The organism is Terrabacter sp. 05T424 (assembly GCF_056396225.1).
In genome coordinates, this window is the sequence record NZ_JBFTLB010000001.1 from 514473 (window position 1) to 540948 (window position 26476).

Annotated in this window: 24 protein-coding genes; 15 read left to right on the forward strand and 9 right to left on the reverse strand. The window is 70.9% G+C overall.

What is annotated here, in order from left to right:
• The first annotated feature begins 193 nt into the window (after positions 1 to 193).
• The 5 genes from AC1DE0_RS02430 (at position 194) to AC1DE0_RS02450 (ending at position 7823) form a co-directional block, all read left to right on the forward strand.
• Positions 194 to 3535, forward strand: a complete 3342-nt coding sequence (locus tag AC1DE0_RS02430; RefSeq protein WP_478096743.1) for a CHAT domain-containing protein — start codon at positions 194 to 196, stop codon at positions 3533 to 3535.
• A 60-nt stretch (positions 3536 to 3595) separates the two neighbouring features.
• Positions 3596 to 4471, forward strand: coding sequence for a caspase family protein (locus tag AC1DE0_RS02435; RefSeq protein ID WP_478096745.1), 876 nt, complete (start codon positions 3596 to 3598; stop codon positions 4469 to 4471).
• Positions 4472 to 4603: 132 nt separating this feature from the next.
• The gene (locus AC1DE0_RS02440; RefSeq protein WP_478096747.1) at positions 4604 to 5803 is read left to right on the forward strand and encodes an acyl-CoA dehydrogenase family protein; all 1200 of its coding nucleotides are present in this window, start codon (positions 4604 to 4606) and stop codon (positions 5801 to 5803) included.
• Between the two features lie 40 nt (positions 5804 to 5843).
• A complete protein-coding gene (locus AC1DE0_RS02445) occupies positions 5844 to 6467 on the forward strand; it encodes a YflT domain-containing protein (protein WP_478096749.1) in 624 nt (207 codons plus the stop codon).
• 90 nt (positions 6468 to 6557) lie between these two features.
• Positions 6558 to 7823: a hypothetical protein gene (locus AC1DE0_RS02450; RefSeq protein WP_478096751.1), complete on the forward strand. Its 1266-nt coding sequence runs from the start codon at positions 6558 to 6560 to the stop codon at positions 7821 to 7823.
• A 93-nt stretch (positions 7824 to 7916) separates the two neighbouring features.
• Here the strand turns inward: AC1DE0_RS02450 and AC1DE0_RS02455 are convergent, their stop codons facing one another.
• Positions 7917 to 9461, reverse strand: a complete 1545-nt coding sequence (locus AC1DE0_RS02455; RefSeq protein WP_478096753.1) for an aminopeptidase P family protein — start codon at positions 9459 to 9461, stop codon at positions 7917 to 7919.
• A 188-nt stretch (positions 9462 to 9649) separates the two neighbouring features.
• On the opposite strand from AC1DE0_RS02455, the gene AC1DE0_RS02460 reads away from it, so the two are divergent.
• The 8 genes from AC1DE0_RS02460 to AC1DE0_RS02495 all read left to right on the forward strand — a co-directional run bounded on the left by AC1DE0_RS02460 (position 9650) and on the right by AC1DE0_RS02495 (position 17237).
• Positions 9650 to 11275, forward strand: a complete 1626-nt coding sequence (locus AC1DE0_RS02460) for a threonine/serine exporter family protein (RefSeq protein ID WP_478096755.1) — start codon at positions 9650 to 9652, stop codon at positions 11273 to 11275.
• Between the two features lie 95 nt (positions 11276 to 11370).
• Positions 11371 to 11913 carry a MaoC family dehydratase gene (locus AC1DE0_RS02465; RefSeq protein ID WP_478096757.1) on the forward strand — a complete coding sequence of 181 codons (543 nt, stop codon included), beginning with the start codon at positions 11371 to 11373 and terminating at the stop codon, positions 11911 to 11913.
• A 106-nt stretch (positions 11914 to 12019) separates the two neighbouring features.
• Entirely contained in the window at positions 12020 to 12898 is an 879-nt protein-coding gene (locus tag AC1DE0_RS02470) for a PHP domain-containing protein (protein ID WP_478096759.1), read from the forward strand.
• On the forward strand, positions 12895 to 13509 hold the full coding sequence (locus tag AC1DE0_RS02475) for a MarC family protein (RefSeq protein WP_478096761.1): 615 nt from the start codon (positions 12895 to 12897) through the stop codon (positions 13507 to 13509). The genes AC1DE0_RS02470 and AC1DE0_RS02475 overlap by 4 nt, the downstream gene beginning before the upstream one ends.
• 100 nt (positions 13510 to 13609) lie before the next feature.
• Positions 13610 to 14524, forward strand: coding sequence for a RecB family exonuclease (locus AC1DE0_RS02480; RefSeq protein WP_478096763.1), 915 nt, complete (start codon positions 13610 to 13612; stop codon positions 14522 to 14524).
• Entirely contained in the window at positions 14517 to 15188 is a 672-nt protein-coding gene (locus tag AC1DE0_RS02485; protein WP_478096765.1) for a maleylpyruvate isomerase N-terminal domain-containing protein, read from the forward strand. Before AC1DE0_RS02480 ends, AC1DE0_RS02485 begins: the two co-directional genes overlap by 8 nt.
• A 26-nt stretch (positions 15189 to 15214) precedes the next feature.
• Entirely contained in the window at positions 15215 to 16087 is an 873-nt protein-coding gene (locus AC1DE0_RS02490; RefSeq protein WP_478096767.1) for a ParA family protein, read from the forward strand.
• A gap of 97 nt (positions 16088 to 16184) precedes the next feature.
• Positions 16185 to 17237: an NAD(P)-dependent alcohol dehydrogenase gene (locus AC1DE0_RS02495; RefSeq protein WP_478096769.1), complete on the forward strand. Its 1053-nt coding sequence runs from the start codon at positions 16185 to 16187 to the stop codon at positions 17235 to 17237.
• 95 nt (positions 17238 to 17332) lie between these two features.
• Here AC1DE0_RS02495 and AC1DE0_RS02500 read toward each other — a convergent pair whose 3' ends face one another.
• From AC1DE0_RS02500 to AC1DE0_RS02515, 4 genes are all read right to left on the reverse strand, one after another.
• Complete coding sequence (locus AC1DE0_RS02500; protein WP_478096771.1) at positions 17333 to 17884, reverse strand: pyridoxamine 5'-phosphate oxidase family protein; 552 nt, start codon at positions 17882 to 17884, stop codon at positions 17333 to 17335.
• A gap of 67 nt (positions 17885 to 17951) precedes the next feature.
• Positions 17952 to 19772: a glutamine--fructose-6-phosphate transaminase (isomerizing) gene (gene glmS / locus AC1DE0_RS02505; RefSeq protein WP_478096774.1), complete on the reverse strand. Its 1821-nt coding sequence runs from the start codon at positions 19770 to 19772 to the stop codon at positions 17952 to 17954.
• A 79-nt stretch (positions 19773 to 19851) separates the two neighbouring features.
• Positions 19852 to 20112 carry a hypothetical protein gene (locus tag AC1DE0_RS02510; RefSeq protein ID WP_478096776.1) on the reverse strand — a complete coding sequence of 87 codons (261 nt, stop codon included), beginning with the start codon at positions 20110 to 20112 and terminating at the stop codon, positions 19852 to 19854.
• A 323-nt stretch (positions 20113 to 20435) separates the two neighbouring features.
• Positions 20436 to 22259 carry a DEAD/DEAH box helicase gene (locus tag AC1DE0_RS02515; protein ID WP_478096778.1) on the reverse strand — a complete coding sequence of 608 codons (1824 nt, stop codon included), beginning with the start codon at positions 22257 to 22259 and terminating at the stop codon, positions 20436 to 20438.
• 240 nt (positions 22260 to 22499) lie between these two features.
• Between AC1DE0_RS02515 and AC1DE0_RS02520 the strand changes: the two genes are divergently transcribed.
• Entirely contained in the window at positions 22500 to 23192 is a 693-nt protein-coding gene (locus AC1DE0_RS02520; RefSeq protein ID WP_478096780.1) for a ferritin-like fold-containing protein, read from the forward strand.
• A gap of 92 nt (positions 23193 to 23284) precedes the next feature.
• Here AC1DE0_RS02520 and AC1DE0_RS02525 read toward each other — a convergent pair whose 3' ends face one another.
• The 4 genes from AC1DE0_RS02525 to AC1DE0_RS02540 all read right to left on the reverse strand — a co-directional run bounded on the left by AC1DE0_RS02525 (position 23285) and on the right by AC1DE0_RS02540 (position 25179).
• A complete protein-coding gene (locus AC1DE0_RS02525; RefSeq protein ID WP_478096782.1) occupies positions 23285 to 23548 on the reverse strand; it encodes a GlsB/YeaQ/YmgE family stress response membrane protein in 264 nt (87 codons plus the stop codon).
• Between the two features lie 128 nt (positions 23549 to 23676).
• Positions 23677 to 23949 (reverse strand): GlsB/YeaQ/YmgE family stress response membrane protein, encoded by a 273-nt coding sequence (locus AC1DE0_RS02530; protein WP_386050416.1) that lies wholly within the window; start codon positions 23947 to 23949, stop codon positions 23677 to 23679.
• A 238-nt stretch (positions 23950 to 24187) separates the two neighbouring features.
• Complete coding sequence (locus AC1DE0_RS02535) at positions 24188 to 24409, reverse strand: DUF3107 domain-containing protein (RefSeq protein ID WP_478096784.1); 222 nt, start codon at positions 24407 to 24409, stop codon at positions 24188 to 24190.
• A gap of 56 nt (positions 24410 to 24465) precedes the next feature.
• Positions 24466 to 25179: a TetR/AcrR family transcriptional regulator gene (locus AC1DE0_RS02540; RefSeq protein WP_478096786.1), complete on the reverse strand. Its 714-nt coding sequence runs from the start codon at positions 25177 to 25179 to the stop codon at positions 24466 to 24468.
• 102 nt (positions 25180 to 25281) lie between these two features.
• Between AC1DE0_RS02540 and moeB the strand changes: the two genes are divergently transcribed.
• Positions 25282 to 26460 carry a molybdopterin-synthase adenylyltransferase MoeB gene (moeB, locus tag AC1DE0_RS02545; protein ID WP_478096788.1) on the forward strand — a complete coding sequence of 393 codons (1179 nt, stop codon included), beginning with the start codon at positions 25282 to 25284 and terminating at the stop codon, positions 26458 to 26460.
• The last annotated feature ends 16 nt before the right edge of the window (positions 26461 to 26476 follow it).

A 26476-nucleotide genomic window follows, 5' to 3' on the forward strand; every position in this document is an offset into this window, starting at 1 on the left:
GGTAGAGACTGGCGCAGCGGCGCACGGCGTGCAACCGATTTTTTGGCCGGTGGGTTCAACCGTGGATCTGTTGCCGCGGTGGGCGCGGAGTGGGGAGCGCTACCGATGCCCACGCGTTCCCGCGTTGTATCACCAGGCTCCTCTTCCGCCTCTACGGTGTGAGCAGGAGGAGCATCAGGGAGGGAGCCCAGGTATGCCGTCCGCGTCCTTCGGTGGGGGAGCGGTGCGCGTGCGCGCCCCTCGCGGCTACGACGTGTCCGCCGCCGATGCTTCCGACCGCGCGGACCGCGACCTTCCGCTTCCCGGCCCACGAGCGGCCGAAAGAGCTGCGCTGGTGGGCCTCCTCGGCGACACCGACTTCGTCGTGGTCGACCGCATCGACCTGGCCCCCCGTCGCGGTCGCGACCTCGACGCGCCCGCCGCCCCGAACCGGCGCGGCACCGTGCACGTCGACGTCGACGTCCCTGCCGGGGACGACGCCGTCGTGCTGCTCGAACGCGACGGTGTCTACTCGTGGCACCTGCCGGTTCGCGGCGGCAACGGGCCGCGGACGCGGTCGCTCGACCCCGGCGGGCGCACGGTCTCCTTCGTTCTGCCGGTGCAGCCGCAGCCACCGTCGCGCCCGGTGACCCGCGACGGTGCTCGGGCGGGAGCGACCCACCGTGCCGACCGTGGACTGCTCGGCGACCTGGTGCACGGTGCGCTGCAGGCCGTCGTCCTGCGTTTCGCCGTCCCGGCCGTCGTCGACGAGGTCGTCGGGCATCTCGAGTCTGGCGTCCGCACGGGGCTCGTCCACGTGACCGGGGGGTCGCTCGACGCGTGGAAGCCGGTCGACTCGATCGGAGCGGTGGGGCTCCCCACCGACTACCCCGCGAGGGTGCTGCTGCTCGTGCACGGCACCTTCTCCTCGACGGTCGGCGCCTTCGGGGCACTCGCGGTGACGCCGGGGGCCGAGGGGTTCGTCGACACGCTCGTGTCGGCATACGACGCCGTTCTCGGCTTCGACCACCGCACGCTCAGCGTCGATCCCACCCGCAACGCCCGTGACCTGCTGGCCCTCCTCGAGCCGTTCGAGGGCGAGCTCGTCATCGACGTCATCACCCACAGCCGCGGGGGCCTCGTGACGCGGTCGTTCGTCGAGTCGGTGCTCCCGGCCTCGGGCCTGCGTGCCACGGTGGGCTCCGTCGTTCTCGTCGCAGCGACGAACGCCGGCACGCACCTGGCCGACCCCGAGCGCTGGCACGACCTCGTCGACCTCTACACGAACCTCCTCATGGTGACCGCCGGCGGTCTCGCGCTCGTGCCTGGCGGCGCCCCGTTCAGCGCGATCGTCGGTGGCGTGGTGCGCGGCATCGGGGCGCTGGTGAAGCTCCTCGCCTCGAGCGCGGCCGGCGACGACGGCGTACCGGGCCTGGCCGCGATGCGCCCGGGAGGGGCCTTCGTGACCGCCCTCGACGCCGTGCGGCCCGCGCGGCGGCGCGACGAGCCGAGCTGGTACGTCGTGACCTCCGACTTCCACGTGTCGCTCTTCGACGACCACCACAACCCGCCGGAGTTCCCCCGGGAGCTCGCGATCCGGCTGGCCGAGGGCTTCGTCGACGGGCTCTTCAAGGGGCGCAACGACCTCGTCGTCGACACGGACTCGATGACGACGATCGGCAGTGTCGCCGGACCTCACGTGCGCGAGGTGTGCGCGCTCGGCACCAACGATGTCGTCCACCACGTCAACTACTTCGCGCAGCTGCGGGTGATCGGTCAGATCTCGCAATGGCTGCCGCTCGGCCTCGGGGCATCCGACGACGAGTCGCACCTGCCGGACTGGATGACGGCGGCGCTGCCACCCGACGACCGGGGGCTCGAGCTCCCCGAGGCGGCCGAGCCGGTGGGAGCGGGAGCCGAGCCCCCGCCGCCGCCCTCGATGGCCGTCCCTCCACCGGAAGTCGTCCTGCCGCCGCCCGCCGCGCCACCGCCGGCCCCTCCACCGCCTCCGGCGACCGAGCCCGCACCAGCACCCGGCCCCGCTCACGACACTCCTGCCGAACTCGCCGCCGAGATGCCGTCGACGGTGACACCCGGGTCCGAGTTCACCGTGCGGGTCCGCCTCTCCCGAGCGGCTCTCACGCCCACCGCCGGCACGGTGCACGTCGCCGAGTCGGTCCACGTCGATGCGACGCAGGCCGTGAGCGTGCAGGTCTACGCCAAGGACAACGGTCAGGTGCTGGAGCCCGAACCCAAGCTCTTCGCGCTCTCGTCGGTCGACGGCGTCGCCGCCGAGCTCACGTTCCGTGTGCGTGCCCTCGCCGTCGGGCCGGTGCGGGTCACCGTCGTGCTCCGGCAGGGCAGCGTGATCGTCGCCACGCTGTCACTCGAGGCCGCTGCCGCGGGTGCGACGCTGCTCGCCGCGGTGCCGGTGACGGCGGTCGTCCACACCGGGGTCGATGCCCCCGAGCTCCAGGGTGTGCCGTGTCTCGACATCGTCGAGAGCCGCCGCGTCACGGGCGAGCGGGTCTACAGCTATGCGGTCCGGCTCGTGCCGGGCGAACCCGCCCGCGTGTTCGAGTCGGCGCCCGTCATTGGGTCGGACGACTTCGTGCAGCAACGCATCGCGGAGGTCGAGCAAGTCATCAAGGACCCGGATCTCACTGCGCGTCAGAGGATGTCGCAGCTGCAGAACACGGGCACGCTGCTCTTCGACCAGTTCTTCCCGGAGGACCTGCAGGCCTACCTCTGGGAGCACCGAGACCGGGTGCACGACCTCATCGTCTACACCGACGAGCCCTCTGTTCCGTGGGAGCTCGTGCACCTCAAGCCACCGCGCGGCAAGCGGGGCACGACGCCGCGCTTCCTCGCCTCCGGGGGTCTGGTGCGGTGGCAGCTCGGCAGCTTCCCTCCGCAGCGCATGCGGGTGCGTCCGGGTCGGGCCCGCTCGATCTGTCCCGTCTACGCGAACCCGATGTTCAAGAACGACGTCGGGGTCGCCGAGGCCGGCTACCTCAAGGAGCGGTTCGGGGCGAAGCCGGTGACCGCGACCCCGGACGGCGTCGAGCGTCTGCTGCGCGGCGGTGGTTTCGACCTGCTGCACTTCTCCGGCCACGGAGCCGCGCGCTCCGACGACATCGCCGATGCCAAGGTCCTGCTGCGCGGACAGAAGCGCGGCGCCACCGTGCACGAGCAGTACCTCAGCTCCAACGACGTCAAGCAGAACGTCGACTGGACCCACCCTGACGTCGCCGGTCCGCTCGTCGTGCTCAACGCCTGCCAGACGGGCCGCTCGGGCGAGCTGCTCACCACCGTCGGCGGTTTCGCGAAGGCGTTCCTCGACGCGGGGGCCTCGGCCTTCGTCTCGTGCCTGTGGTCGGTCCGGGAGGAGCCGGCGAGGGTCTTCGTCGAGACGCTCTACGACGAGCTGCTCAAGGGCACCCAGATGTCACGCGCCAGCGCCGTCGCCCGCGAGGCCGCACGCGACGCCGGCGACCCGACCTGGCTCGCCTACGTCGTCTACGCGAGACCCGACGCCGTCCTCGAAACCGTCTGAGACGGCATACGCCCCAGTCGATCCCACCCGTTGTGGGCTCAGGAGAAGGAAGGAACGACCATGGCACGCAGGGCTCTGTGCGTGGGGATCAACGAGTTCGCGTCGCTGCCGCAGACGAGCTGGCTCGCCGGCTGCGCCAACGACGCCAACGACATCGCGAAGGCGTTGCGGCCACTGGGCTTCACCGCCAGGTCGACCACCGTGCTCACCGACGCGGCTGCGACGAAGAAGGCCGTGATGGCGAACCTGACTCAGCTCGTGACGACGGCCAAGGCAGGCGACCACCTCGTCTTCACCATCTCCAGCCACGGCACCCAGGTGCCGAACGAGCCGGGCGGCGACGACGAGCCCGACGGCCTCGACGAGGCCTTTGCCTGCTACGACATCCGCCAGAAGGGCGACCAGTGGGACCGCGACACGGTCATCGTCGACGACGAGCTGCGCGACCTCTTCGCGCGGGTGCCGTCCGGGGTGCTGCTCGAGGTGCTCCTCGACACGTGCCACAGCGGCACGGGGCTCAAGGACCTCGACGAGGTCATGCAGGCCCAGCTCCTCGGCCGCAAGCCGCGGTTCCTCCCCGCGCCGACCCGGCGGGGCCTCGAGCAGACCCGCGCGCTGCGGGCCGTCGTCCCGGTGCGCACCGTCGACCGCAAGGCCCTCGTCGAGCTGACGAGAAGTCGCGGCACAGCCAGCAAGCCCGTGCTGTTCGCCGCCTGCAAACCCGACCAGACGGCATCCGACGCGACGTTCGACGGTCGCTCCAACGGTGCTTTCACGTACCTCTTCCTCAAAGCCATGAGGGACGTGCCCGGGGCGACGCGCACCGAGCTCCTGCGGACGGTCACCGCGGGGCTCAAGGCCGGCGACTTCAGCCAGCGCTCGACCCTCGAGGGCCCGGTCAAGTCGAAGAAGGTCGGCTTCGGCCAGCTCTGGTAGGAGGGACTGCCGGTGACCCACGACACAGGTGTCGGTACTCACACGCGAGCGCGCTGACCGGGCACGCGGCGCGGCGGCATACTCGGTCGCAGTTGTCCCAGCCCGACGCACTCGCAAGGTGGCGATCCCCGCATGTCCCGACTCCAGCAGACCGAAGGCCTCACCGAGGAGCAGCACGAGCTCGTCAAGCTCGTGCGTGAGTTCGTCGAGGAGCAGATCATCCCCGTGGCCACGGAGCTCGAGCACAAGGACGAGTACCCCCAGGCCATCGTGGACGGCATGAAGGAGATGGGGATCTTCGGCCTGATGATCCCCGAGGAGTACGGCGGTCTCGGCGAGTCGCTGCTGACGTACGCCCTCTGCGTCGAGGAGATCGCGCGTGGCTGGATGAGCGTCAGCGGCATCATCAACACGCACTTCATCGTCGCCTACATGGTGCTCCAGCACGGCACCGAGGAGCAGAAGCAGCGTTACCTGCCGAAGATGGCGACCGGCGAGATCCGCGGCGCCTTCTCGATGAGCGAGCCCGGCTGCGGCTCGGACGTGTCTGCCATCAAGACGAAGGCCGTCAAGGGCGACGACGGCGACTGGACCATCAACGGCCAGAAGATGTGGCTCACCAACGGTGGCTCGGCCAACCTCGTGGCGGTGCTCGTCAAGACCGACACCGGCGCCGACTCGGTCTACAAGAACATGACGACCTTCCTCATCGAGAAGGAGTCGGGCTTCGGCGAGACCGCCCAGGGCGTCACGGTGCCCGGCAAGATCGACAAGATGGGCTACAAGGGCGTCGACACGACCGAGCTCGTCTTCGAGGGGCACCGCACCACCGACGCGCAGATCCTCGGCGGCGAGCCGGGCAAGGGCTTCTACCAGATGATGGACGGCGTCGAGGTGGGCCGCGTCAACGTCGCCGCCCGCGGATGCGGCGTCGCGAGAAGGGCTTTCGAGCTCGGGGTGTCCTACGCGCAGCAGCGTGAGACGTTCGGCAAGAAGATCGTCGACCACCAGGCCGTGCTCTTCCGCCTCGCCGACATGGCCGTCAAGGTCGAGGCCGCGCACGAGATGATGGTCAAGGCCGCGCGCAAGAAGGACTCGGGCCAACGCAACGACCTCGAGGCCGGCATGGCGAAGTACCTTGCGTCCGAGTACTGCTCGCAGGTCGTCGAGGACAGCTTCCGCATCCACGGTGGCTACGGCTACTCCAAGGAGTACGAGATCGAGCGCCTCTACCGCGAGGCCCCGATGCTGCTCATCGGTGAGGGCACTGCCGACATCCAGCGGATGATCATCGGCCGTCGGCTCGTCGAGGACTACAAGCTCAAGGTCTGACGAACCCGATACCCGGCTCACCGGGTGCGAGGATGGGGACATGAGCCTGCAACCGAAGGGTCCGGGGGGACGCCAGGGATTCGCGACGCTGTCCTTGGAGTACCCCATGTCGCTGGGCGTCTTCGAGAAGTACGAAGACGCCCAGAAGGCCGTCGACACGTTGTCCGACAACCAGTTCCCCGTCCAGAACTGCCTCATCGTCGGCACCGACCTCAAGCAGCTGGAGCGGGTGACCGCCCGGCTGACGTGGGGTCGTGTCGCGCTCGGAGGACTGCTCTCGGGCGTCTGGCTGGGCCTCTTCGTCGGGCTCATCCTCTCGCTCTTCTCGAGGCCCACCAGTGCCCTCACCCTGCTGCTCTCGACCGCCCTCTACGGCGCGGTGTTCGGCCTCATCTGGTCGCTCGTCGGCTACGCCTTCACGCGTGGCGCGCGGGACTTCTCGTCGGTGAGCCAGGTCGTGGCTACCCGCTACGAGGTCTTCGCCGAGCACAAGGTGGCGCAACAGGGGCGCGAGATCCTCGCCAAGGCCGGCATCGACGTCGGCGGGCAGTCGAGCATCGGCATCGCACCCGTGGCGCCGCAGCCGGGCACGACGGGTGACCCCAGCGTGGCGCCCAGCGCACCGACCCGTTCGGACGACGCGGCCCCGCCGCCTGCCGGCTGACACACCGAGCGGCCGCACGGCTCGCCTTTGCAACGAACCGGCGCGCTCGTGTGTCCTACCGGGTGACGGATCCCGACGAAGGAGCACGCGATGTCGGCTCGCAGACCCCTCCCGTATGCCGGGCGCCCGACTCTCGCGGCCGTGGCGCTCGCTCCGGTCGTCGCGCTCGCGCTCGCGGCCTGCGGCAGCACCACCTACGAGGACCCCGGCGCCCAGCCGAAAGCGGACGTGCGCCCGGTGACGACGCAGCCGGTCGCGCCCGACGGAGCGCTCCAGTGCCCGGCATCCCTGAAACAGCCGGAGGGCATGACCGTGCCCGAGAAGCCGCAGGGCGTCGACGGTGCGGCGCGCCTGCTGCCGCAACGGCCCCCGGTGTCGCTGGTCGTCTGCGCCTACCCCGTCATGGACATCATGTCGACCACGCCGCTCACGGCCCCGTTCCCGCTGAAGAAGCGCACGGTCGCGACCGAGCGGCAGCGCTCCACTGTCGTCGAGACGATGACCTGGGCGCCCCGGTCCGACCTGCGGCCCCGGGCGTGCACGGCCATGGCCGGCAACGAGACGGCATACCTGGTCGGTGCCGCCTACGGCGACGCGATCGTATGGGTTGCTGCCAAGGCCGACGCCAACGCCTGCTCGGCCACGACGAACGGCGACTTCGTCTCGGGGGCGCCCCTCGGCATCGCCCTCGACCAGACCTTCGGCACCACCCGCCGCCCGACGGTGGCCGACGAGTCGTGCCACGTGCGGTCATGGGGGCGGCTCGGCGACGACCGGCTGCTCGCGCCCGACGGTGGTCCGACCGTGCTCGTCTGCCGCCAGGGCGTCGACGGCACGACGCACGCCACCGCCCTCGATGCCGGCCGCTCGGCCGAGGTGGTGGCAGCCCTGCGGGCGCTCCCCACCGGGCCGACGGGCCAGACGTGCCAGGGCTCGGGCAAGGCGTCCGACCACCGGTTCAGCCTCGTGCTCCGGTATGCCGTCGGGCCGAGCGTCCAGGTCAACGTCGACCCCGACTGCGACCCTGCGGTGCTGGGCTCGAACCTCGAGAGCCAGGACGCCGGTGGGCTGGTCGCGCTCATCGCGCAGTGGAGTCCACCGATCCCCGGGCCGGACCCGAACGGCTCGGTGTCGTCGGACGGCTCGGTGTCGTCGGACGGCTCGGTGTCGTCGGACGGCTCGGTGTCGTCGGACGGCTCGGTGTCGTCGGACGGCTCGGGGTCGTCGGACGGCTCGGTCGGCTCCGTCGCTCCGGTGCCGCCACTTCCCGTGCCGGCACCGGGAGTGGCGACCGAGGTCCCGGGCTCACCCGGCGGCGGCGTCCAGCCCACCCCGCCGACCCCGATGCCCCGCTAGAGACAGACCGAACGCGGCGTTCGGTCTCGAAAGCGGTGTTCTACCGCTGAGTTCGAGACCGAACGCCGCGTTCGGTGAGGGGAATCGGGGAGATCAGGCCCGCGCGGCCCAGATGCCGGCGATCCAGGCCTCGACGTCGGCGCTGGTGCGCGGCATCGCGGCAGAGAGGTTCTCGCAGCCGTCGTCGGTGATGAGGATGTCGTCCTCGATGCGCACGCCGTTGCCGCGGAACTCGTCGGGCACCAGTTCGTCGTCGGCCTTGAAGTAGAGCCCCGGCTCGACGGTGAGGACCATGCCGGGCTTCAGCTCGGCGTCGGAGTACTCCTCGCGGGTGGCGAGCGCACAGTCGTGCACGTCGAGGCCGAGGTGGTGGCTCGTGCCGTGCACCATCCAGCGGCGGTGGTACTGGCCGTGGTCAGCGTCAAGGGTGCCTTCGACGTCGACGCCCTCGGGCAGCAGCCCCCACTCGTGCAGGTGCTCCGCGATGACGCGGATCGCGGCGGCATGGACGTCGCTGAACTTGTTGCCCGGCTTGCAGGCGGCGATGCCCGCCTCCTGGGCGGCGTACACGGCGTCGTAGATGCGGCGCTGCGCGTCGGTGAACGTGCCGCTCACGGGCAGGGTGCGGGTGATGTCGGCGGTGAAGAGCGAGTCGACCTCGACGCCGGCGTCGAGGAGCAGCAGGTCGCCGTCCTTGACGTCGCCGGTGTTCTTGATCCAGTGCAGCGTGTTGGCGTGGTCACCGCTCGCGCAGATCGAGTCGTAGCCGACGCCGTTGCCGTGGTGGCGGGCGTGAAGGCCGAAGACGCCCTCGACCCAGCGCTCACCGCGCCCGCGACGCACGGCCTCGGGCAGGTCGGCGATGACGGCGTCGAAGCCCTTGTGGGTGCCGTCGACGGCGTCGCGCATCTGCTCGACCTCCCACTCGTCCTTGACGAGGCGCAGCGTCGAGAGGAAGTGGGCGAGCTGCTCGTCGGCCTCGCGCTGGCGGTCGGCCCGGGTCTCTGCCTCGGTGGCGTCCTGCGTCTCGGCGACGGCGGCTCGGGCCCGGTCGACGCGGGCGGCGACCTCGGCATCGGCGTCACGCACGACGCGGACGGTGACCTCGCCGGCGTCCTTGCCGACCGCGTCGGAGAACTCGTCGATGTGACGCGCGGTCACGCCGAGCTCCGCCTCGATGTCTGCGAGGGTCGGGCGGGCGCCGACCCAGAACTCGCCGTAGCGGGAGTCGCCGAAGAACTCCTCGGTGTCGCGGTCGGCGAGGGGACGGAAGTAGAGCACGGCCTCGTGGCCGAGGGCTCCGGTGTCGTCTCCCTCACCGTGGCGCGGCTCGAGCACCAGCACGGCGTCGGGCTCGCGGTCGCTGCCGAGGCCGGTGAGGTGCGCGAAGGCGCTGTGCGGGCGGAAGACGTAGTCGGTGTCGTTGCTGCGGACCTTGAGCCCGCCGGCCGGCACGACGACGCGCTCACCGGGGAAGGCCGCGCTGACGGCCTCGCGGCGTCGGGCTGCGTGGTCGGCGACCTCGGCCCGAGGGGTCACCCCGGTGCTGCGGGGTGCCCAGCTGGTGGCGACGAACGCCCGGAACTCGTCGGTCGTCGGGCGCTTGCGGCTCGGAGAGGTCTTCTGCTCTTCACTCATCACCGGGCCATGGTGTCACGAAGCGGTGTGCTCGCCGAACCGGGTTTCCCGGGGGTGCGTCGTCCCGCGTCAGGCTCCGGACGGGGCTCCTGCGGGGCTTCTACGAGGCTCTTGGGAGGCTCTCGGGAGGCTCCGGGACACCCCTGCGGGGTACCTGGGCCCGAGGGCCCGCGGCATACAGTCTGGGGGTGGCCCCCACCGAGCGAACGTCCCGGCCGACCACCTCGCACCGCCCGCTTCCCTCGCTGCGCGCGAGCACGCGGCGGGCGATGAGACCGAGCGGGCCACCGACCGACGAGATCCCGATCTGGACCACTCCCGACGGCGTCGACTCGCACACGGCTCTCGCCGTCATCGACCTCGCGATGCGGGCCGGCGTCGCCATGGTCGCGACGGGCGCTGCCGCGGCCGACGTCACGGCGACCGTGCTCACGCTGACCAGGGCGTACGGCCTCTCCTCGGTGCACGTCGACGTCACCTACACGTCCGTGTCGGTCTCCTACCACCGTGGCCCGAACGCCGACCCGATCACGGTGCTGCGCATCGTGCGGTTCCGCGTCCAGGACTACACCCGGCTCGAGCGGCTGCGTGGGCTCATCGTCGACCTGTCTCAGGATCCCGTGCCCGTCGAGGAGGCTCGCGTGCGGTTCGACGGGGTGATCACGGCCCCGCACCCCTACCGTCGCTGGCTCGTGGCCGTCGCCGGCGGTGCGCTGGCGGCCGGTGCGGCCGCGCTCGTCGGCGCCGGCGTCTTCATCGTGGCGCTCAGCTTCATCACCGCCACGATCGTGGGGCGGGTGCTGAACTGGCTCACGGGTGCCGGCGTCGCCGCGTTCTTCGCCCAGATCGTCGCGGCCGCCATCCCGACGGCCGTCGCCACCCTCGTCGTCGTCGCGCAGTCGAACGGCGTCACGTTCTTCGGCGACGTCTCCCCGTCGCTCGTCGTGGCGTCCGGCATCGTGCTCCTGCTGTCGGGGCTCTCGGTCGTGGGCGCGGCCGAGGACGCCCTCGAGGGCTACTACGTCACGGCCGGTGCGCGCGCTTTCGAGGTCGTCGTGCTCTCGCTCGGCATCGCCGTCGGCATCTCGATCGTGCTCTCGCTGGGCAAGCGCCTCGACTACCCCATCGCGATCAGCTCGCAGACCCTGCTCACCGACAACGTGGCGGTGCAGGTCGTGTGCGCCGTCGTCATCTCCGTCGCCTTCGCCGTCATGTCGTACGCGAGCGGCCGCGCCGTCGCGGTCGCCGGCGTCGCGGGTGGGCTCGGGTGGGCGATCCTTGCGGTCGGTGAGCGGGCGCTCCAGCTCGGCGCCGTCACCGGGTCGGCGATGGCAGCCCTCGTGGTGGGTTTCGCGTCACGGCTGGTCGCCAAGCGGCTGACCATCTCGGCGCTCGCCGTCACCACAGCGGCGATCGTGCCGCTGCTCCCGGGTCGCATGGCCTACGAAGGCATCTCGCAGCTGGTCACCAACCCCGACGGCAACGGGTTCGCCGTCGGCGTCCCCACTCTCGTGCAGGCGTTCGGGCTCGGACTCGGGCTCGCGGCAGGGGTGTCGCTCGGCACCTACTTCGCCGGCCTGCTCGTGGCGCGCTCCCAGGGCGTGCGGCCCCGTCCCGCCGCCGGCGCGACCCTGACCGCCGACCCCGTGCCCGACGGGAGCCTCTCCTCGGCGCCCGTCCTGTCCGACACGGGCGAGCTCGGCGTCGTGTCCGCTGTCGAGCGAGACGAGCCGGCCGAGCCCACCGGGTCCACCGATTCCCCCGACTCACCGACGTCCGTCGAACCGGACGCGGAGGCCACGCAGCGACCGTGAGCAAGCACACGGCATACGCCCGTGGTCGTATGCCGTGTGCTCCGGCAGGCTGGGAGCCGTTGGCCTTTCGCGTGTCGTCGGTCGGAGGAGTTGGGATGCAGTTCGGACGCAGCTACGAGGAGTTCGAGGTCGGGGCGGTCTACAAGCACTGGCCCGGCAAGACCGTCACGGAGTACGACGACCACCTCTTCTGCCTGCTGACGATGAACCACCACCCGCTGCACCTCGACACGCATTTCGCGGCGGAGACGACGCAGTTCGGCCAGAACGTCGTCGTCGGCAACTACGTCTACTCGATCCTGCTCGGCATGTCGGTGCCCGACGTCAGCGGCAAGGCCATCGCCAACCTCGAGATCGAGTCGCTGCGCCACGTCGCGCCGACGTTCCACGGCGACACCCTCTACGGCGAGACGCGCGTGCTCGACAAGTGGGAGTCGACCTCGAAGGACGACCGCGGCGTCGTGCACGTCGAGACGATCGGCTACAAGCAGGACGGCACCGTGGTCTGCATCTTCCGGCGCAAGGTGATGGTGCCCAAGGAGAGCTACCTCGAGGCCCGCGGTGGGGAGCAGCCCGGCCGACCGACGCCCGTCCCAGACCGCAACTGGCCCGGGCCCGACCCGGCCTCGCAGGCCTGACCCCGGCCCGTCCCTCCCCGGACGGTCTGGCTACCTCTGGTCATGCGGCAGATCGCGCGGAGCGGCGGCGGCGGAGGTGGGTGGCACGCGGCAATAGTCTTGGGGCGTGACGTCGACAGGGGCAGGAGCGGGGCCGGTCATCGACCTACATGCGCACTCCTCCGTCAGCGACGGGACGGAGACGCCGGACGAGCTCGTGGCGGCTGCTGCAGCGGCCGGCGTCGACGTCCTCGCGATCACCGACCACGACACCGTCGCCGGCTGGGACGACGCGGCGGCTGCCGCCCGGCGCCACGGCGTCGCGCTCGTGCGGGGGATCGAGATCTCCTGTGCCTGGCGCTACTCCTCGATCCACCTGCTCGGCTACCTCACCGACCCAGACGACCAGCCACTCGCGCACGAGCTCGCCCGAGCCCGTGACTCACGGTCCACCCGCCTGCAGCGCATGGTCGAGCTGATGGCCGCCGACGGCATACCCCTGACGTACGCCGAGGTGGAGGCCCAGGTCGCACCCGGCGCCACGGCGGGTCGGCCGCACATCGCCGACGCCCTCATCGCGAATGGCACGATCCGCCACCGCGACGACGCGTTTCGCGAGTGGCTCGGCGACGACTCTCCCTACTACGTCGGCCACTACGCTCCCGACCCCGTGCGCGCGGTCGAGCTCGTCCGCGCGGCGGGCGGTGTGCCCGTCGTCGCCCACCCGTTCACGCGCACGCGCTCCGGTGGCCTCGACGAGGCCCTCGTCGAGAGGATGTGTGCCGCCGGTCTCGTCGGGCTCGAGGCCTACCACCGCGACCACGGGCCTGCGGAGGTCGAGCGGGCCACGGCGCTCGCCGATCGGCTGGGGCTCGTGCTGACGGGGTCGAGCGACTACCACGGAGAGGGCAAGCGCAACCGCCTCGCCGAGAACACCACGGCCCCTGAGGTGCTCGACGCGATCGAGGCCGCGTCGAGCGGGGTCACCGAGGTGGTGCGGCCGTGAACCTGTTCGACCTGACCATCTTCACCAGCACCTTCATCACGCTCGTCGTGATCCTCGACCCACCCGGGGCCGTGCCGATCTTCCTGGCACTGACCGGGTCGCTCACCAAGGTCCAGCGCAATGTCGCTGCCCGACGCGCCTCACTCGTGGCCGTTTTCGTCATCGGCATGTTCGCACTGTTCGGTCGCGGCATCCTCGGCTACCTCCACATCTCGATCGCCGCGCTCCAGGGTGCCGGCGGGCTCCTGCTCCTGCTCGTCGCCCTCGAGCTGCTCACCGGCAAGGAGTCCGACTCACTGGCCGACGCCGGGGTGAACGTCGCACTCGTGCCACTCGGCACGCCGCTGCTCGCAGGGCCGGGCGCGATCGTTGCGACGATGCTCGCCGTCCAGCGCTCCGACACGGCGGGGGAGTACGTCGCCGTCGGTGCGGCGCTCGTGGCAGCCATGCTGGTCGTCTACCTCGTGCTCCGCTTCGCCGGCCAGGTGCGCGGCCTGCTCCGCGAGAGCGGCACGATGCTGCTGACCCGCATCGCAGGACTGTTGCTGTCGGCCATCGCGGTGCAGATGGTGGCCGACTCGGTGCGCGCCTTCGTCAACGGTGAGGGCTGACCGGCACCCGATCGGCGCCGTTGTCGCAGACCGATGGCCCGGACCGGGCGCGTGTGCACGGCTCCCGCGTCGTGTCGGCGCCTGGCCGTAGGGTGGCGGCGTGACGACCGGAGCCGCTGAGCAGACGACCTTTGCCGGCATGCCCACGCCGCTGTACTCCGGGTCACCGTCCCGCCTTCTCGCCTATCTCGACTGCCCGCGCCGCTACCGCATGCAGTACCTCGACCGACCACGGCCGCAGGCCCGCTCGCAGCGCGCGCACACCTCGGTGGGCATCGCCACCCACAACGTGCTGCGTGACTTCTGGGACCTCCCGGTCTCCCAGCGCACACCGGCGGGGGTCGCCGAGCTGGTGCGCACCTCGTGGATCGACGTCGGCTTCCGAGACCCCGAGCAGTCGGCAGCCTGGCGCCTGCGCGTGCGTGACGCCGTCACCGACTACCTGCGGCGCAGCGACCGCGACAATCAGCCGGTCGGCATCGAGCGCAGCGTGTCGCTCAAGACCGACGAGGTGGCTATCACCGGCCGCATCGACCGGCTCGACGACCGCGACGGCGAGCTCGTCGTCGTCGACTACAAGACCGGCCGGCAGGTGCCCACCGACGACGACGCACGCACCTCCCTGCCGCTCGCCCTGTATGCCGTCGCCTCGGCGCGCATGTTCCGCCGGCCCTGCCGTCGCGTCGAGCTGCACCACGTCCCGTCCGGCACGGTCGCGGTGCACGAGCACACCGACGAGTCCCTCTCGCGCAAGGTCGCCGAGGCCGAGTCGATCGCCTCCGACCTACGCAGGGCCGATGCCGAGTTCAGGGAGGTCGGCGTCGAGTCGACCCGCTTCGCCCCTCGCACCTCGGCCATCTGCTCGTGGTGCGACTTCCGGGCCCACTGCCCCGAGGGCCAGCAGGTCGGCCCCGAGAAGTCCGACTGGGCTGGTCTCGAGCCGGCCGGCTACGACGCAGCACCGGCACCGGCACCGGCACCGGCACCGGCACCGGATGAGCGCGACGATGCCTGAGTCCGACCGGACCGCGGACATCTCGGGAGGGCGCGACCTGCGCGTGGCCTTCCTCGCCGCGGTCGACCACGTCGCCGCCATCGTGGCGCGCGACGACGTCGCCGCCGCGTGGGATGCGCCGAGCGCGCTCCCCGAGTGGAGCGTCGGCGGGCTCGTCGCGCACCTGGCGAGCCAGCCGGTGATCGCCGTCGACCTGATCCGCGCCGAGCCCTGGCCCGAGGCGATCACGCTCGACGAGCACTACCAGCGGTCCGCGTGGGTGCAGGCCGCTGTCGACGACGACGTCAACGTCTCGATCCGCGCGGGCGGCGATGCGCAGGCGGTCGCCGGCCGAGACGCCGTGCTGGCCAGGGTGGCGGAGGCGCGGTCCGCCCTGCCCGAGCTCCTTGCCGCGCAGCCGGCCGAGCGGGCGGTCCTCATCCCGTGGGCCGGCTGGGCGCTGCGGCGCGACGACTTCCTCACCGGTCGCATGATGGAGGTCGTCGTGCACGGCGAGGACGTCGCTGCGAGCCTGGGCATCGACTACCCGCGACTGCCCGACGAGGTGCTGGCGCCCGTCCTGGCCCTGTTGACCCGACTGGCCGTCCGCAGGCACGGGCAGGGTGCGGTCGTGTCGGCTCTGTCACGTGCCGAGCGCGCCCCGCGGACGATCTCCGCGTTCTGACCCGACGTCCTGACACACTGGGCCGCATGGCGCCCCCGACCGGCAAGAGCGACCCGACCACGGCCGCGAGGCGAGGTGCCCGCGGAAGCACACGGGGTGCCGGCTCCTCTCCCCACGCCTCGCCGGGCTCGGGGGGCGCCGGTGCCACGACCATCGCCCTCGCGAACCAGAAGGGCGGCGTCGCCAAGACGACGTCCGTCGCCAGCATCGGGGCCGCGCTCGCCGCGCACGGCAAACGGGTGCTGCTCGTCGACCTGGACCCGCAGGCATGTCTCACCTTCTCGCTCGGCGTCGACCCCGACACCGTGGAGCTCTCGGTGCACGACGTGCTGACCGGGTCCGCGGAGCTGGTCGACGTCGTCGTCGCGTGTGACGAGGGCGTCGACCTCGTCCCGTCCACCATCGACCTTGCAGGGGCCGAGGCGATGCTCCTCCCGCGGCCCGGCCGCGAGTACGTGCTGCGCTCGGCCCTCGAAGGTGCCGAGACGGCATACGACGTCGTCATCCTCGACTGCTCACCCAGCCTCGGGGTGCTGACGCTCAACGCCCTCACCGCCGCCGACGCGCTCATCATCCCGATGCCCTGCGAGATGCTCAGCCACCGCGGGGTGGGGCAGCTGCTCGACACGGTCGCCGACGTGCAGAAGATCCTCAACCGCGACCTCCAGGTGTGGGGCATCCTGCCGACCCTCTTCGACGGACGCAGCAACCACGCCCGCGAGGTGCTCGCCGACGTGGGCGAACGCTACGACCTTCCCGTGCTCGACCCGCCCATCCCCAAGACCGTGCGGTTCGCCGAGGCGCCCGCTGTTGGCCGCTCGATCCTGTCGACCGCGGCCTCGTCGAAGGGTGCCCAGGCCTACCGCGACGTGGCCGCCTCGCTGCTCGCGAGGCTCTGACGGCTCGACCCCAGTCGCTGAAGCGGCGGGAATGAACGGTGGCCCGGTGGTGCTGGACCAGAGAGTGTCGCCAACCCACCACGAAGGAGACCCTCTTTTGACTTCCACGCCTGCACTGGTCGCGCCGAGCGCCGGAGCCGCCTTCGAGGCGCGCACCGTCGAGCACCGCGACCTGCGTGACGACGACGTGCTCATCGACATCAAGTTCGCCGGCATCTGCCACAGCGACATCCACCAGGTTCGCGAGGAGTGGGGGAGCGCGATCTTCCCCATGGTCCCCGGCCACGAGATCGCCGGAGTGGTCTCGGCCGTCGGTGACGGCGTGACGCGGCACAAGGTCGGCGACCGTGTCGGCGTCGGCTGCATGGTCGACTCGTGCGGCGACTGCGAGTTCTGCAAGAACGGCGAGGAGCAGTTCTGCGCCAAGGGCGCCGTCATGACCTACAACGGCCGTGGCTACGACGGCGAGGAGACCAAGGGCGGCTATGCCCAGCAGGTCGTCGTCTCCGAGCGGTTCGCCGTGAAGATCCCCGACGGCATCGACCTCGACGTCGCGGCCCCGCTGCTCTGCGCCGGCATCACCGTGTGGTCGCCGCTCAAGCGCTGGGGTGCCGGCCCCGGCAAGAAGGTCGCCGTCATCGGCTTCGGCGGCCTCGGCCACATGGCCGTCAAGCTCGCCGCCGCCCTCGGCGCCGAGGTGAGCGTCCTGTCTCGCACCGACGCCAAGAAGGACGACGGTGCGGCCCTGGGTGCGTCGGCCTACCACGCGACCTCGGAACCCGGGGTCCTGCGCGAGCTCAAGGGCAGCTTCGACCTCATCATCAACACGGTGAGCGCCGACCTGCCGATGCAGACGTACATCGGCCTGCTCCGTCCGCTCGGCGTCATCGCGAACGTCGGGCTGCCCACGAGCAACTACGAGTTCGCACCCGGTGCCGTCGTCGGTGGCAGCCGCGTCGTGGCCGGCTCGAACATCGGCGGCATCCCGGCCACCCAGGAGATGCTCGACTTCTGCGCCGAGCACGGCATCGGCGCGACGATCGAGACGATCTCCGCCGACCAGGTCGACGAGGCCTACGAGCGCGTGGTGGCCGGTGACGTGCGCTACCGCTTCGTCATCGACACCTCGACGATCGGCGTCAGCGCCTGACCGACAGTCCGGCGCCGCCGGACGCCGAGAAGCGCACGACACCCCGGGACCTGGTCCCGGGGTGTCGCGTCTTTCTCGATGTGTGTGTGCGCGTGTCAGGACGGGTCGAGGGCGGGCAGCCCGTCGATCGAGGTGGCGTTCTTCGTCGCCCGGTAGGCCGTCAGGCCCTCTTCGCCGCGGTTGTCGGCCCACCTCGTCAAGAGGTCGCGGTCACCCTCGTGGCTCATCAGCGGCACGGCATACCCGCAAGAGTCCGACACGCGCTCGACGTCCACGACCACGACGCCCCGAGTGCCCGGTAGTTGGGCGAAAAGACCATGGTACGAGGCGAACTCGGGGTCATCGAGTCCTACATGACGACCCGTCCCATGCAGACGGACGATGTTGGGAGGTCCCTCGAAAGCGCAGAACATCAGCGTGATGCGGCCGTTGTCGCGCAGGTGGGCGATCGTCTCGGCACCGCTTCCCGTGAGGTCGAGGTAGGCGACGGTCTGCTCGTCGAGCACCACGAAGGTGCCGTCCAGGCCCTTCGGCGAGACGTTGACGTGCCCGTCGGGCGCGAGCGGGGCCGTCGCGACGAAGAAGACGTGCTGGGCCTCGATGAACTCCCGCAGCCGACCGTCGATGCGCTCGTGCAGCTTCACCATGCACTCCTCACTGAAGCCCTGCGCGGCCCACTTACTCGGGCCGTCACTCGGGCCGTCACTCGGGCCATCACTCGACAGTGACCGACTTGGCCAGATTACGGGGCTTGTCGATGTCGAGCCCCAGGGCGACCGCTGCGTGGTACGCCAACAGCTGCATGGGGATCATGAGCAGGATCGGATCGAGCTCCACCTCGTTGCGCGGCACGTCGATGCGGCGCGCGCCCACCTCGCCGAGGTCCAGCCCGGCGTGCGTGACCGCGACGACCCGTCCACCGCGGGCCATCACCTGCTCGGCCGCAGCCAGGTTGCGCGAGGTCAGGTCGTCCTCCGGGATGACCGCGACGGTCGGGCGCGAGGGCTCGATGAGGGCGAGGGGCCCGTGCTTGAGCTCGCTCGTCTGGTAGGCCTCCGCGTGCCGGTAGGAGATCTCCTTGAACTTCTGGGCACCCTCGCGGGCCACGGGAAAACCGCGCACCCGACCGATGAAGAAGAGGCTCTCCGCGCCAGAGAGCTCGCGGGCGATCTCTGCGATCTCCTCCTCCTGGCCGAGCACCTGCGCGATGTCGGCGGGCAGCCGCTCGAGGCCGGCGATGATGCGCTGGCCGTCGGCCACCGACAGGTCACGCACCCGGCCGAGCAGCAGGGCGAGCAGGGCGAAGCCGACGCCCATCTGGGTCAGTGCCTTGGTCGAGGCGACGGCGATCTCGGGCCCGGCGTGCAGGTAGACGCCGCCGTCGCACTCTCGGGCGATCGTCGAGCCCACGACGTTGACGAGGCCGACGACCTGTCCGCCCTTGCGCTTGATCTCCCGCACCGCGAACGCCGTGTCGGCCGTCTCGCCCGACTGGCTGACGGCCACGTAGAGCGTGTCGGGCTCGATGATCGGATTGCGGTAGCGGAACTCGCTGGCTGCCTCGGCGTGCGCGGGCATGCGCGCCAGCTCTTCGATCATGAGGGCGCCGAGCTCGCCCACGTAGTACGCCGATCCGCAGCCGAGGATCTTGACCCGTCGGAAGGCCCGCAGCTCGCGAGGAGTGAGGTTGAGCCCGTCGAGGCGGGCGGTGCCGAAGCGCGTGTCGAGGCGCCCGCGCAGCATGCGGGCCACCGTCTCGGGCTGCTCGGCCATCTCCTTGGCCATGTAGTGGCCGTGACCGCCCAACTCGACGTCCTCGTCGCTGACCTCGATCGTCGTCGGCTCGCGTCCGGTGTCGGCCGTCTCTCGGGTGAAGGTGCGGTAGCCGCGTGACGTGACGACCGCCAGCTCGCCGTCATCGAGGTGGACGACGGACGACGTGTGCCGCACAAGCGCGGCGACGTCGGAAGCCACGAACATCTCTCGCTCGCCGACCCCGATGATGAGCGGCGAGCCGTTGCGGGCGACCACCAGGCGGTCGGGGGACTGCGCGTCGAGGACGGCGACCGCGTACGTGCCGACGACCTGGTCGAGCGCCTCGAGAACGCGGTCCTCCAGCTCGGGGGCGGTGGAGCGCCCGACGAGGTGCGCGAGCACCTCGGTGTCGGTGTCGGAGGTGAAGGTCACGCCGTCACGTGAGAGCCGGTCGCGCAGTGCGGCGGCGTTGTCGATGATCCCGTTGTGCACGACCGTCACCCGTCCGTCCGCGTTCGAGTGCGGGTGGGCGTTGGCCTCGGTCGCCGGCCCGTGGGTGGCCCAGCGGGTGTGGCCGATGCCGACGCTCCCGGCGAGGCGCTTCGGCAGTGCGGCCTCGAGCTCTCGCACGCGTCCGACCCGTCGCACGACGGTCTGTCCGTGAGGCCCGGCGACACTGATGCCGGCGGAGTCGTAGCCGCGGTACTCGAGCCGCGTGAGGCCCTCGATGAGGATCGGGGCAGCGGGCTGGCGCCCGACGTATCCGACGATGCCGCACATGGGTGACCTCCTGGGTCGGGGTGGGGGGGTGGCGTATGCCGTGGGCTGCCCCTCGGGGCACGTGGTCGCGAGGCGGGGGTCAGCCGTAGATGATCCGGCGCAGCTGCCGCTCGCTCAGCTCCGGAGCGGCGACGAGCCGGTCGCCGAGCTCTGCCGCGATGGTGCGGTAGATGTCCGGGTTTCGGGCGCCGTGCAGCTGCAGCCTCGCGTGCCGTCGGCGCACGTAGTCCTCGACGGGCTCGCGGTAGTGGGCGAGGACGTCGCCGACGACGCGAGCGGCCTCGCCTTCCGAGAGACCGGTCGAGGTGGCCACATGGGCGACGAGATCGGGGTCGGGCACCCCTGGATCATGAGGCATCGCACGGCTGAATGCCAAGAATCTGCCCGGATTCGGGCAGAAATGCCGTGGGTGCGGCGAACCCACTCATCGAGTGCTCAGTCTCCGACGCGGCGCCGGCGTTGGGAAATGGGCACTCGATGGTGGGGCTCGAGTGCTCAGTTTCCGACGCGGCGCCGGCGTGGGGAAATGGGCACTCGATGGTGAGGGGCGGTCGAGTGCTCCGTTTCCGACGGGGGTGGGTGAGTCGAAAGGGGTCCGGGTGCGACGAAGGCCGCGTCCACCAGGTGGTGGACGCGGCCCTCGGTCAGCGGGTCCGGGCTTCGTCAGTCGGTGCCGGCATCGGCGGTGGCCGATGCGGTCTCGCCCGAGCGGCCCGAGCCACCGCGGCGGCGGCGCCGGCGCGGCGGGCGCGACTGGCCCTCGCCCGACGCCGACTCGTCCGGACCGCCCGTGGGGGCGGCGGAAGACTCGGTGGATTCGGAGCCGGCAGCACCGGCGGCAGCGGCACCAGCGCCACGCGTACGCCGACGGTTGCGGCTGCGGCGCGGGCGGCTCTCGCCGGCCTCCGACGCACCACCTGCCGCCTCGTCGGCGGAGCCCGCTCGCTCGTCGCGATCGTCGGAGCGTGAGCCGCCACGGTCGCCACGGTCGCCGCGACGCCCGCCACGGTCACCGCCGCGTTCGCCACCGCGTTCGCCACCGCGGCCAGAGCCTGAGCCCGAGCCTCGCCCGTGGCGCTTGCCGGTCTCGCCGAGGTCCTCGATCTCCTCGGCGTCGAGGCCGGCGAGCCGCTGCTGCGACTTGCGCAGGTGGCCCTTCGCGTCGGTCGGGATGTCGAGGTCGGAGTAGAGGTGGTCGGAGCTCGAGTACGTCTCCTGCGGCTCGGGGATGCCGAGGTCGAGCGTCTTGTTGATCAGCGCCCAGCGGTGCAGGTCGTCCCAGTCGACGAAGGTCACCGCGACACCGGTGTTGCCGGCGCGGGCCGTGCGGCCGATGCGGTGCAGGTAGGTCTTCTCGTCCTCGGGGCACTGGTAGTTGATGACGTGCGTGACGTTCTCTACGTCGATGCCGCGGGCCGCGACGTCGGTGGCGACGAGGATGTCGACCTTGCCGTTGCGGAACGCGCGGAGCGCCTGCTCGCGGGCGCCCTGGCCGAGGTCGCCGTGGATCGCGGCGGCCGCGAAGCCGCGCTCGACGAGTTCGTCGGCGACCTTGGCTGCGGTGCGCTTCGTGCGGCTGAAGATGATGGTGAGGCCGCGGTCCTTGGCCTGGAGCATGCGCGAGAGCATCTCGACCTTGTCCATGGCGTGCGCGCGGTAGACGAACTGCTCGACCGCCTTGACGGTGTGGGCGTTCTCGTTCTCGTCGCCCATCGCGCGGATGTGCGTCGGCTGGGACATGTAGCGGCGCGCGAGCGCGACGATGGCGCCCGGCATCGTGGCCGAGAAGAGCATCGTCTGGCGCGACCCGGGCGTCAGCGACATGAGCGTCTCGACGTCGGGCAGGAAGCCGAGGTCGAGCATCTCGTCGGCCTCGTCGAGCACGACGGTGCGAGCCTGTGAGAGGTCGAGGTGGCCCTGCTTGGCCAGGTCGATGAGGCGTCCGGGCGTGCCGACGACGACCTCGACACCGGTCTTGAGGGCCTCGATCTGCGGCTCGTACGCGCGGCCGCCGTAGACGGTGAGCACGCGGATGCCGCGCCTCCTGCCGGCCCGCTCGAGGTCGCCGGCCACCTGCACGGCGAGCTCGCGGGTGGGGGCCACGGCCAGGGCCTGCGGCTTGCCGGGGCGCGTCAGGGCGTCGAAGCCCTCGTCGCCGGGGGCGACGACGCGGTTGAGGATCGGCACGCCGAAGCCGAGGGTCTTGCCGGTGCCGGTCTTGGCCTGGCCGATGATGTCGTGGCCGGAGAGGGCCACGGGGAGGGTCATCGCCTGGATCGGGAACGGGGTGGTGATCCCGGCCTCGGCCAGGGCGGCCACGATCTCAGGGTGGACGTCGAAGTCCGCGAACGACGGCGCCGGCGCGATGGGCTCGGCGGGGGCCTCGGCGAGGACCTCGGCCGTGGTCTCGGGGGAGGCGTCCGCGAGCGTCTCGGGCGCGTCCGTGGTGACCTCCGCGTCGGCGGGGGTCTCGTGGGGCTGGGTCATGGGCATCTCTCGATCGGCACGAGCACCCCGGCGAGGCGGGAGCTCAGTGGCGCGTGACGGGCCGATCGGAGACTGTCAGGGACGGCGGGTGGCTCTCGCATCTGGGCGGGCTCCACCGGTGCGCGGGGAGTCCGCGAGCACCATCTGGGCAAACCATCGGGCCGACCGGGCACCGAGTTGTCCCGCTCACTCTACCGGCACGCGGGCAAAAGGCCGGAAACCAATCACTACATTGGGCGCATGAGTGACGACGCCACGCCCGAACGCACAGACGAGCCCGGCTACCTCGCGGCGGTCACCGACCTGCTGGGCGCCCTGGCCTACGGCGAGCTGCGCGCCTTCAGCCAGCTCGCGAAGGACGCCGAGCTGGCTCCGACCCTGCGCCACAAGTCGGCGCTGGCGACCCTGGCCGCGCACGAGCTGAGGAACTACTCGATCCTCACCGAGCGCCTGCAGTCGCTCGGCGTCGAGCCCGAGACGGCGATGGAGCCGTTCGTGCCGGCGGTCGACGCGTTCCACGAGCGCACGAGCGCCTCCGACTGGCTGGAAGGGCTCGTCAAGGCGTACGTGGGTGAGGGCATCGCCCAGGACTTCTACCGCGAGATCTCGCGCTACGTCGACGAGGACACCCGCTCGCTCGTCGTGAGCGTCCTCGAAGACACCGGCCAGGCGGAGTTCGCGGTGACGGTCGTGCGCGAGGCGATCGCCGCCGACCCTCGGCTCGCGGGGCGTCTTGCGCTCTGGGGCCGGCGGCTCGTCGGCGAGGCGATCACGCAGGCGCAGCGGGTGGGCGTCGAGCGTGACGCGCTGGCGAGCATCCTCGTGGGGGCGCCCGGGCGCGCCGGCGCAGACCTCGCCGAGCTCGGTCGCATGTTCGCCCGGCTCACCGACGAGCACTCGCGGCGCATGGGGAGCCTCGGCCTCTCGGCCTAGAGGGGCGTATGCCGACCTGTCAGGTCTCGGGTGGGCGCATGACGAAGGGGCCCGACCAATGCGGTCGGGCCCCTTCGTCGTGCCGAGGCGGGTCAGACCGACTTGTGGCTCATGCGGCCGTAGACGACGATCAGGATCGCCGCGACGATGGCGCCGAGGATGAGCGGGATCCAGGCGATGCCGGACTGGTTGGAGTAGCCGAGCTGCCGCACGACGAGCGTCACGATGACGTTGGCGACGATGCCGATGAGGATCGTCACGACGATCGAGATGTTCTGCTTGCCGGGCAGGATGAGCCGTCCGAGTGCGCCGATGATGGCGCCGACGACGATTGCTCCGATGATGGTGCCGATCATGTGTCACAGCTCCTTCTGGCCACCAGGTGGTGACCCACTGGTCCGCGGGTTGCGGACGATTCGTGCAACGACCTCAATGTCTCACTGCTTGGTGCTGGAGTGGTGGATGTGGCTGTCACATTTGCGCTTCAGCGCGTCTGGCGGTTGCCCGTGACCATTCCGTAGCCGACGATGAGCGCGGCCGCCACGACGACGCCGATCAGGCCCGAGATCCAGTCGATCCCCTTGGTGTCACTGACACCCGTCGCCTTGTAGTAGATGAAGGCGCCGATGAGGGACCCGAGGGCCCCGAGGATAACGGTGAGCAGGACACCCATGTTCTGCTTGCCCGGCAGGACGAGCCGGGCGAGCGGCCCCACGATCGCTCCCGCGACGAGGGCCATCAGGATGGTTCCGATCATGACTTCGCGTTCCTCCTTCGGTGCCCGGCACGCGGGCGACGGCGACCGGTGGGCCCGGCTCACTCTCATCCAACCCCTTACCCCGGTCGTCGGGATGTCCCACGCGCAGCCGGCATCTGAAGGACGAGCATCGAGGACGGACGCAGAAGGCCGCCGACCGTGCGGTCGGCGGCCTCGGCACGGCCGGTGCGGGACCGGTTCCCTTGGGGAAGTGTGCTGCTCGTGAAGCGCTGTCCAGTCAGTGGGCGCCGAAGCCCACGCCTGCCTTCTTCTCTGCCCCGGTCGTGACGTAGCCGATCGACGCGGACGGGACGATGATGCGTCCGCCCTTGTCGTCGGTCAGCTCGAGCACGTCGGATCCCAGCGCCGCCTTGACGGCGGAGAAGATCTCGTCGGTCGACTGCGTCGTCTCGAAGGTGATCTCGCGTGCCACGTTCTGCACGCCGATGCGGACCTCCACGTCAAACCTGCTTTCTCAGTTCGTGTGGACGCGGTCGACCGCGTCCCGTCGTCACCTTAACCAGCCGTGGTGCCGACGGATTCCCGGGCCGAGCCGCTCGGCCTGTCGCTGTCGGACCTGGCCTCGGACTTCGACTCGGACTTCGCCTCGGACTTGCCGACGGCGGGGAAGGCGCCGAAGCCGCGGCGGATGAGGGCTGCGGTGATGCGCACCGCCGTCTCGCGGGAGAGGTTCGCCTCGTGCGTCAGCCAGTGGCGCGCAGACGTCTGGGCCAGCCCGACGAAGGCCACGCCGACGAGGACCGCCTCCTCCTGGCCCATCGACGTCTCGCTGCGGATGATCTCGGCCATCGCCTCTGCGCACGTGAGGTCGATCTGGTCGAGGCGCCTGCGCACCTCGGGCTCGTTGGCGAGGTCGGACTCGAAGATGAGCCTGAACGCCGCGCCCTCCTGGCCGACGAAGTCGAAGTAGGCGCGGGTCATCGTGTTGATGCGAGCCTTGTTGTCGGGCAGTGTCAGGGCGTCGCGGACCAGCTGCTCGAGCTCGCCGGTGTGCTGGTCGATGAGTGCCAGGTAGAGCTCGAGCTTGCCCGGGAAGTGCTGGTAGAGCACCGGCTTGGAGACCCCGGCGCGCGCGGCGATGTCGTCCATCGCTGCTGCGTGGTAGCCGTTCTCGACGAACACCCCGAGCGCAGCATCGAGCAGCTGGGCACGCCGCTCCGATCGGGGAAGCCGCTGGCCGCGGCCCGGTGGGGTCATCTCATCTGCCATGCGGATCCTCTTCGCATCTCTGCGTGTCACTGGTGCCTGCTCGCCGACCGCCGAGGCGGACGACCGTGTCCGTCTCACCATACCGAGCAGTACGGTGATGGCATGTCGACGGATCCGCTGGTCAAGACGGGTCGGCCGCTGTCCAGGGCGGAGACGACGAGGTATGCGCGGCACGTCCTCCTCCCCGATGTGGGTCGGGATGGCCAGGAGCGCCTGTCGGCGGCGCGGGTGCTCGTGGTCGGCGCGGGGGGTCTGGGTTCGCCTGCCCTGCTCTACCTCGCGGCCGCCGGCGTGGGCACGATCGGCGTCGTCGACGCCGACGTCGTCGACCTCACCAACCTCCACCGCCAGGTCATCCACTCCGACGCCGACATCGGTCGGCCCAAGACCGAGTCGGCCGAGGCCGCCGTCCACCGCGTCAACCCGCACGTCACGGTCGTGCGTCACGACGTGGCCCTCGACTCCTCCAACGCGCTCGAGATCATCGCCGGCTACGACCTCGTCGTCGACGGCACCGACAACTTCCCGACGCGCTACCTCGTCAACGACGCCTGCGTCATGCTCGGCAAGCCGCACGTGTGGGGCTCGATCCTGCGCTTCGACGGCCAGGTGTCGGTTTGGTGGGCCGGCCACGGGCCCTGCTACCGCTGCGTCTTCCCCGACCCGCCGCCCCCGGGGTCGGTGCCCAGCTGCGCCGAGGGCGGCGTGCTCGGCGTCCTGTGCGCTGCCATCGGGTCGGTCCAGTCGACCGAGGCGATCAAGCTGCTCCTCGGCATCGGTGAGCCACTCGTCGGACGGCTCATGGTGCACGACGCGCTCCGCCAGACGTGGGACACGCTGACCGTCCGCGCCGATCCCGAGTGCCCGGTGTGTGGTGAGACGCCCACGGTCACCGAGCTCATCGACTACGTCGAGTTCTGTGGTGTGCCGGGCGCCGCCGAGCCCGACGAGGGCGACCTGCCGACCGTCACCGTGCGAGAGATGGCAGCCGAGCTCGACGCGACCGACCCGCCACTGCTGGTCGACGTCCGCGGCGACGAGGAGCGCGCCATCGCGAGCATCCCCGGCGCTGTCCCGATCCACCTCGACCGCTTCCGTTCGGGTGAGGCGTTCGACGAGCTGCCTTCCGGCAGAAGGGTGCTCATTCACTGCAAGGTGGGCGCACGCTCTGCAGAGGCGACCCGGCTCGCGCTGCGTGCGGGGCTGACCGACGTCGCCAACGTCGAGGGCGGCATACTCGCGTACCTGCGGGAGATCGACCCGAGCCAACCGGAGTACTGAGCCACCCGCGTACGCC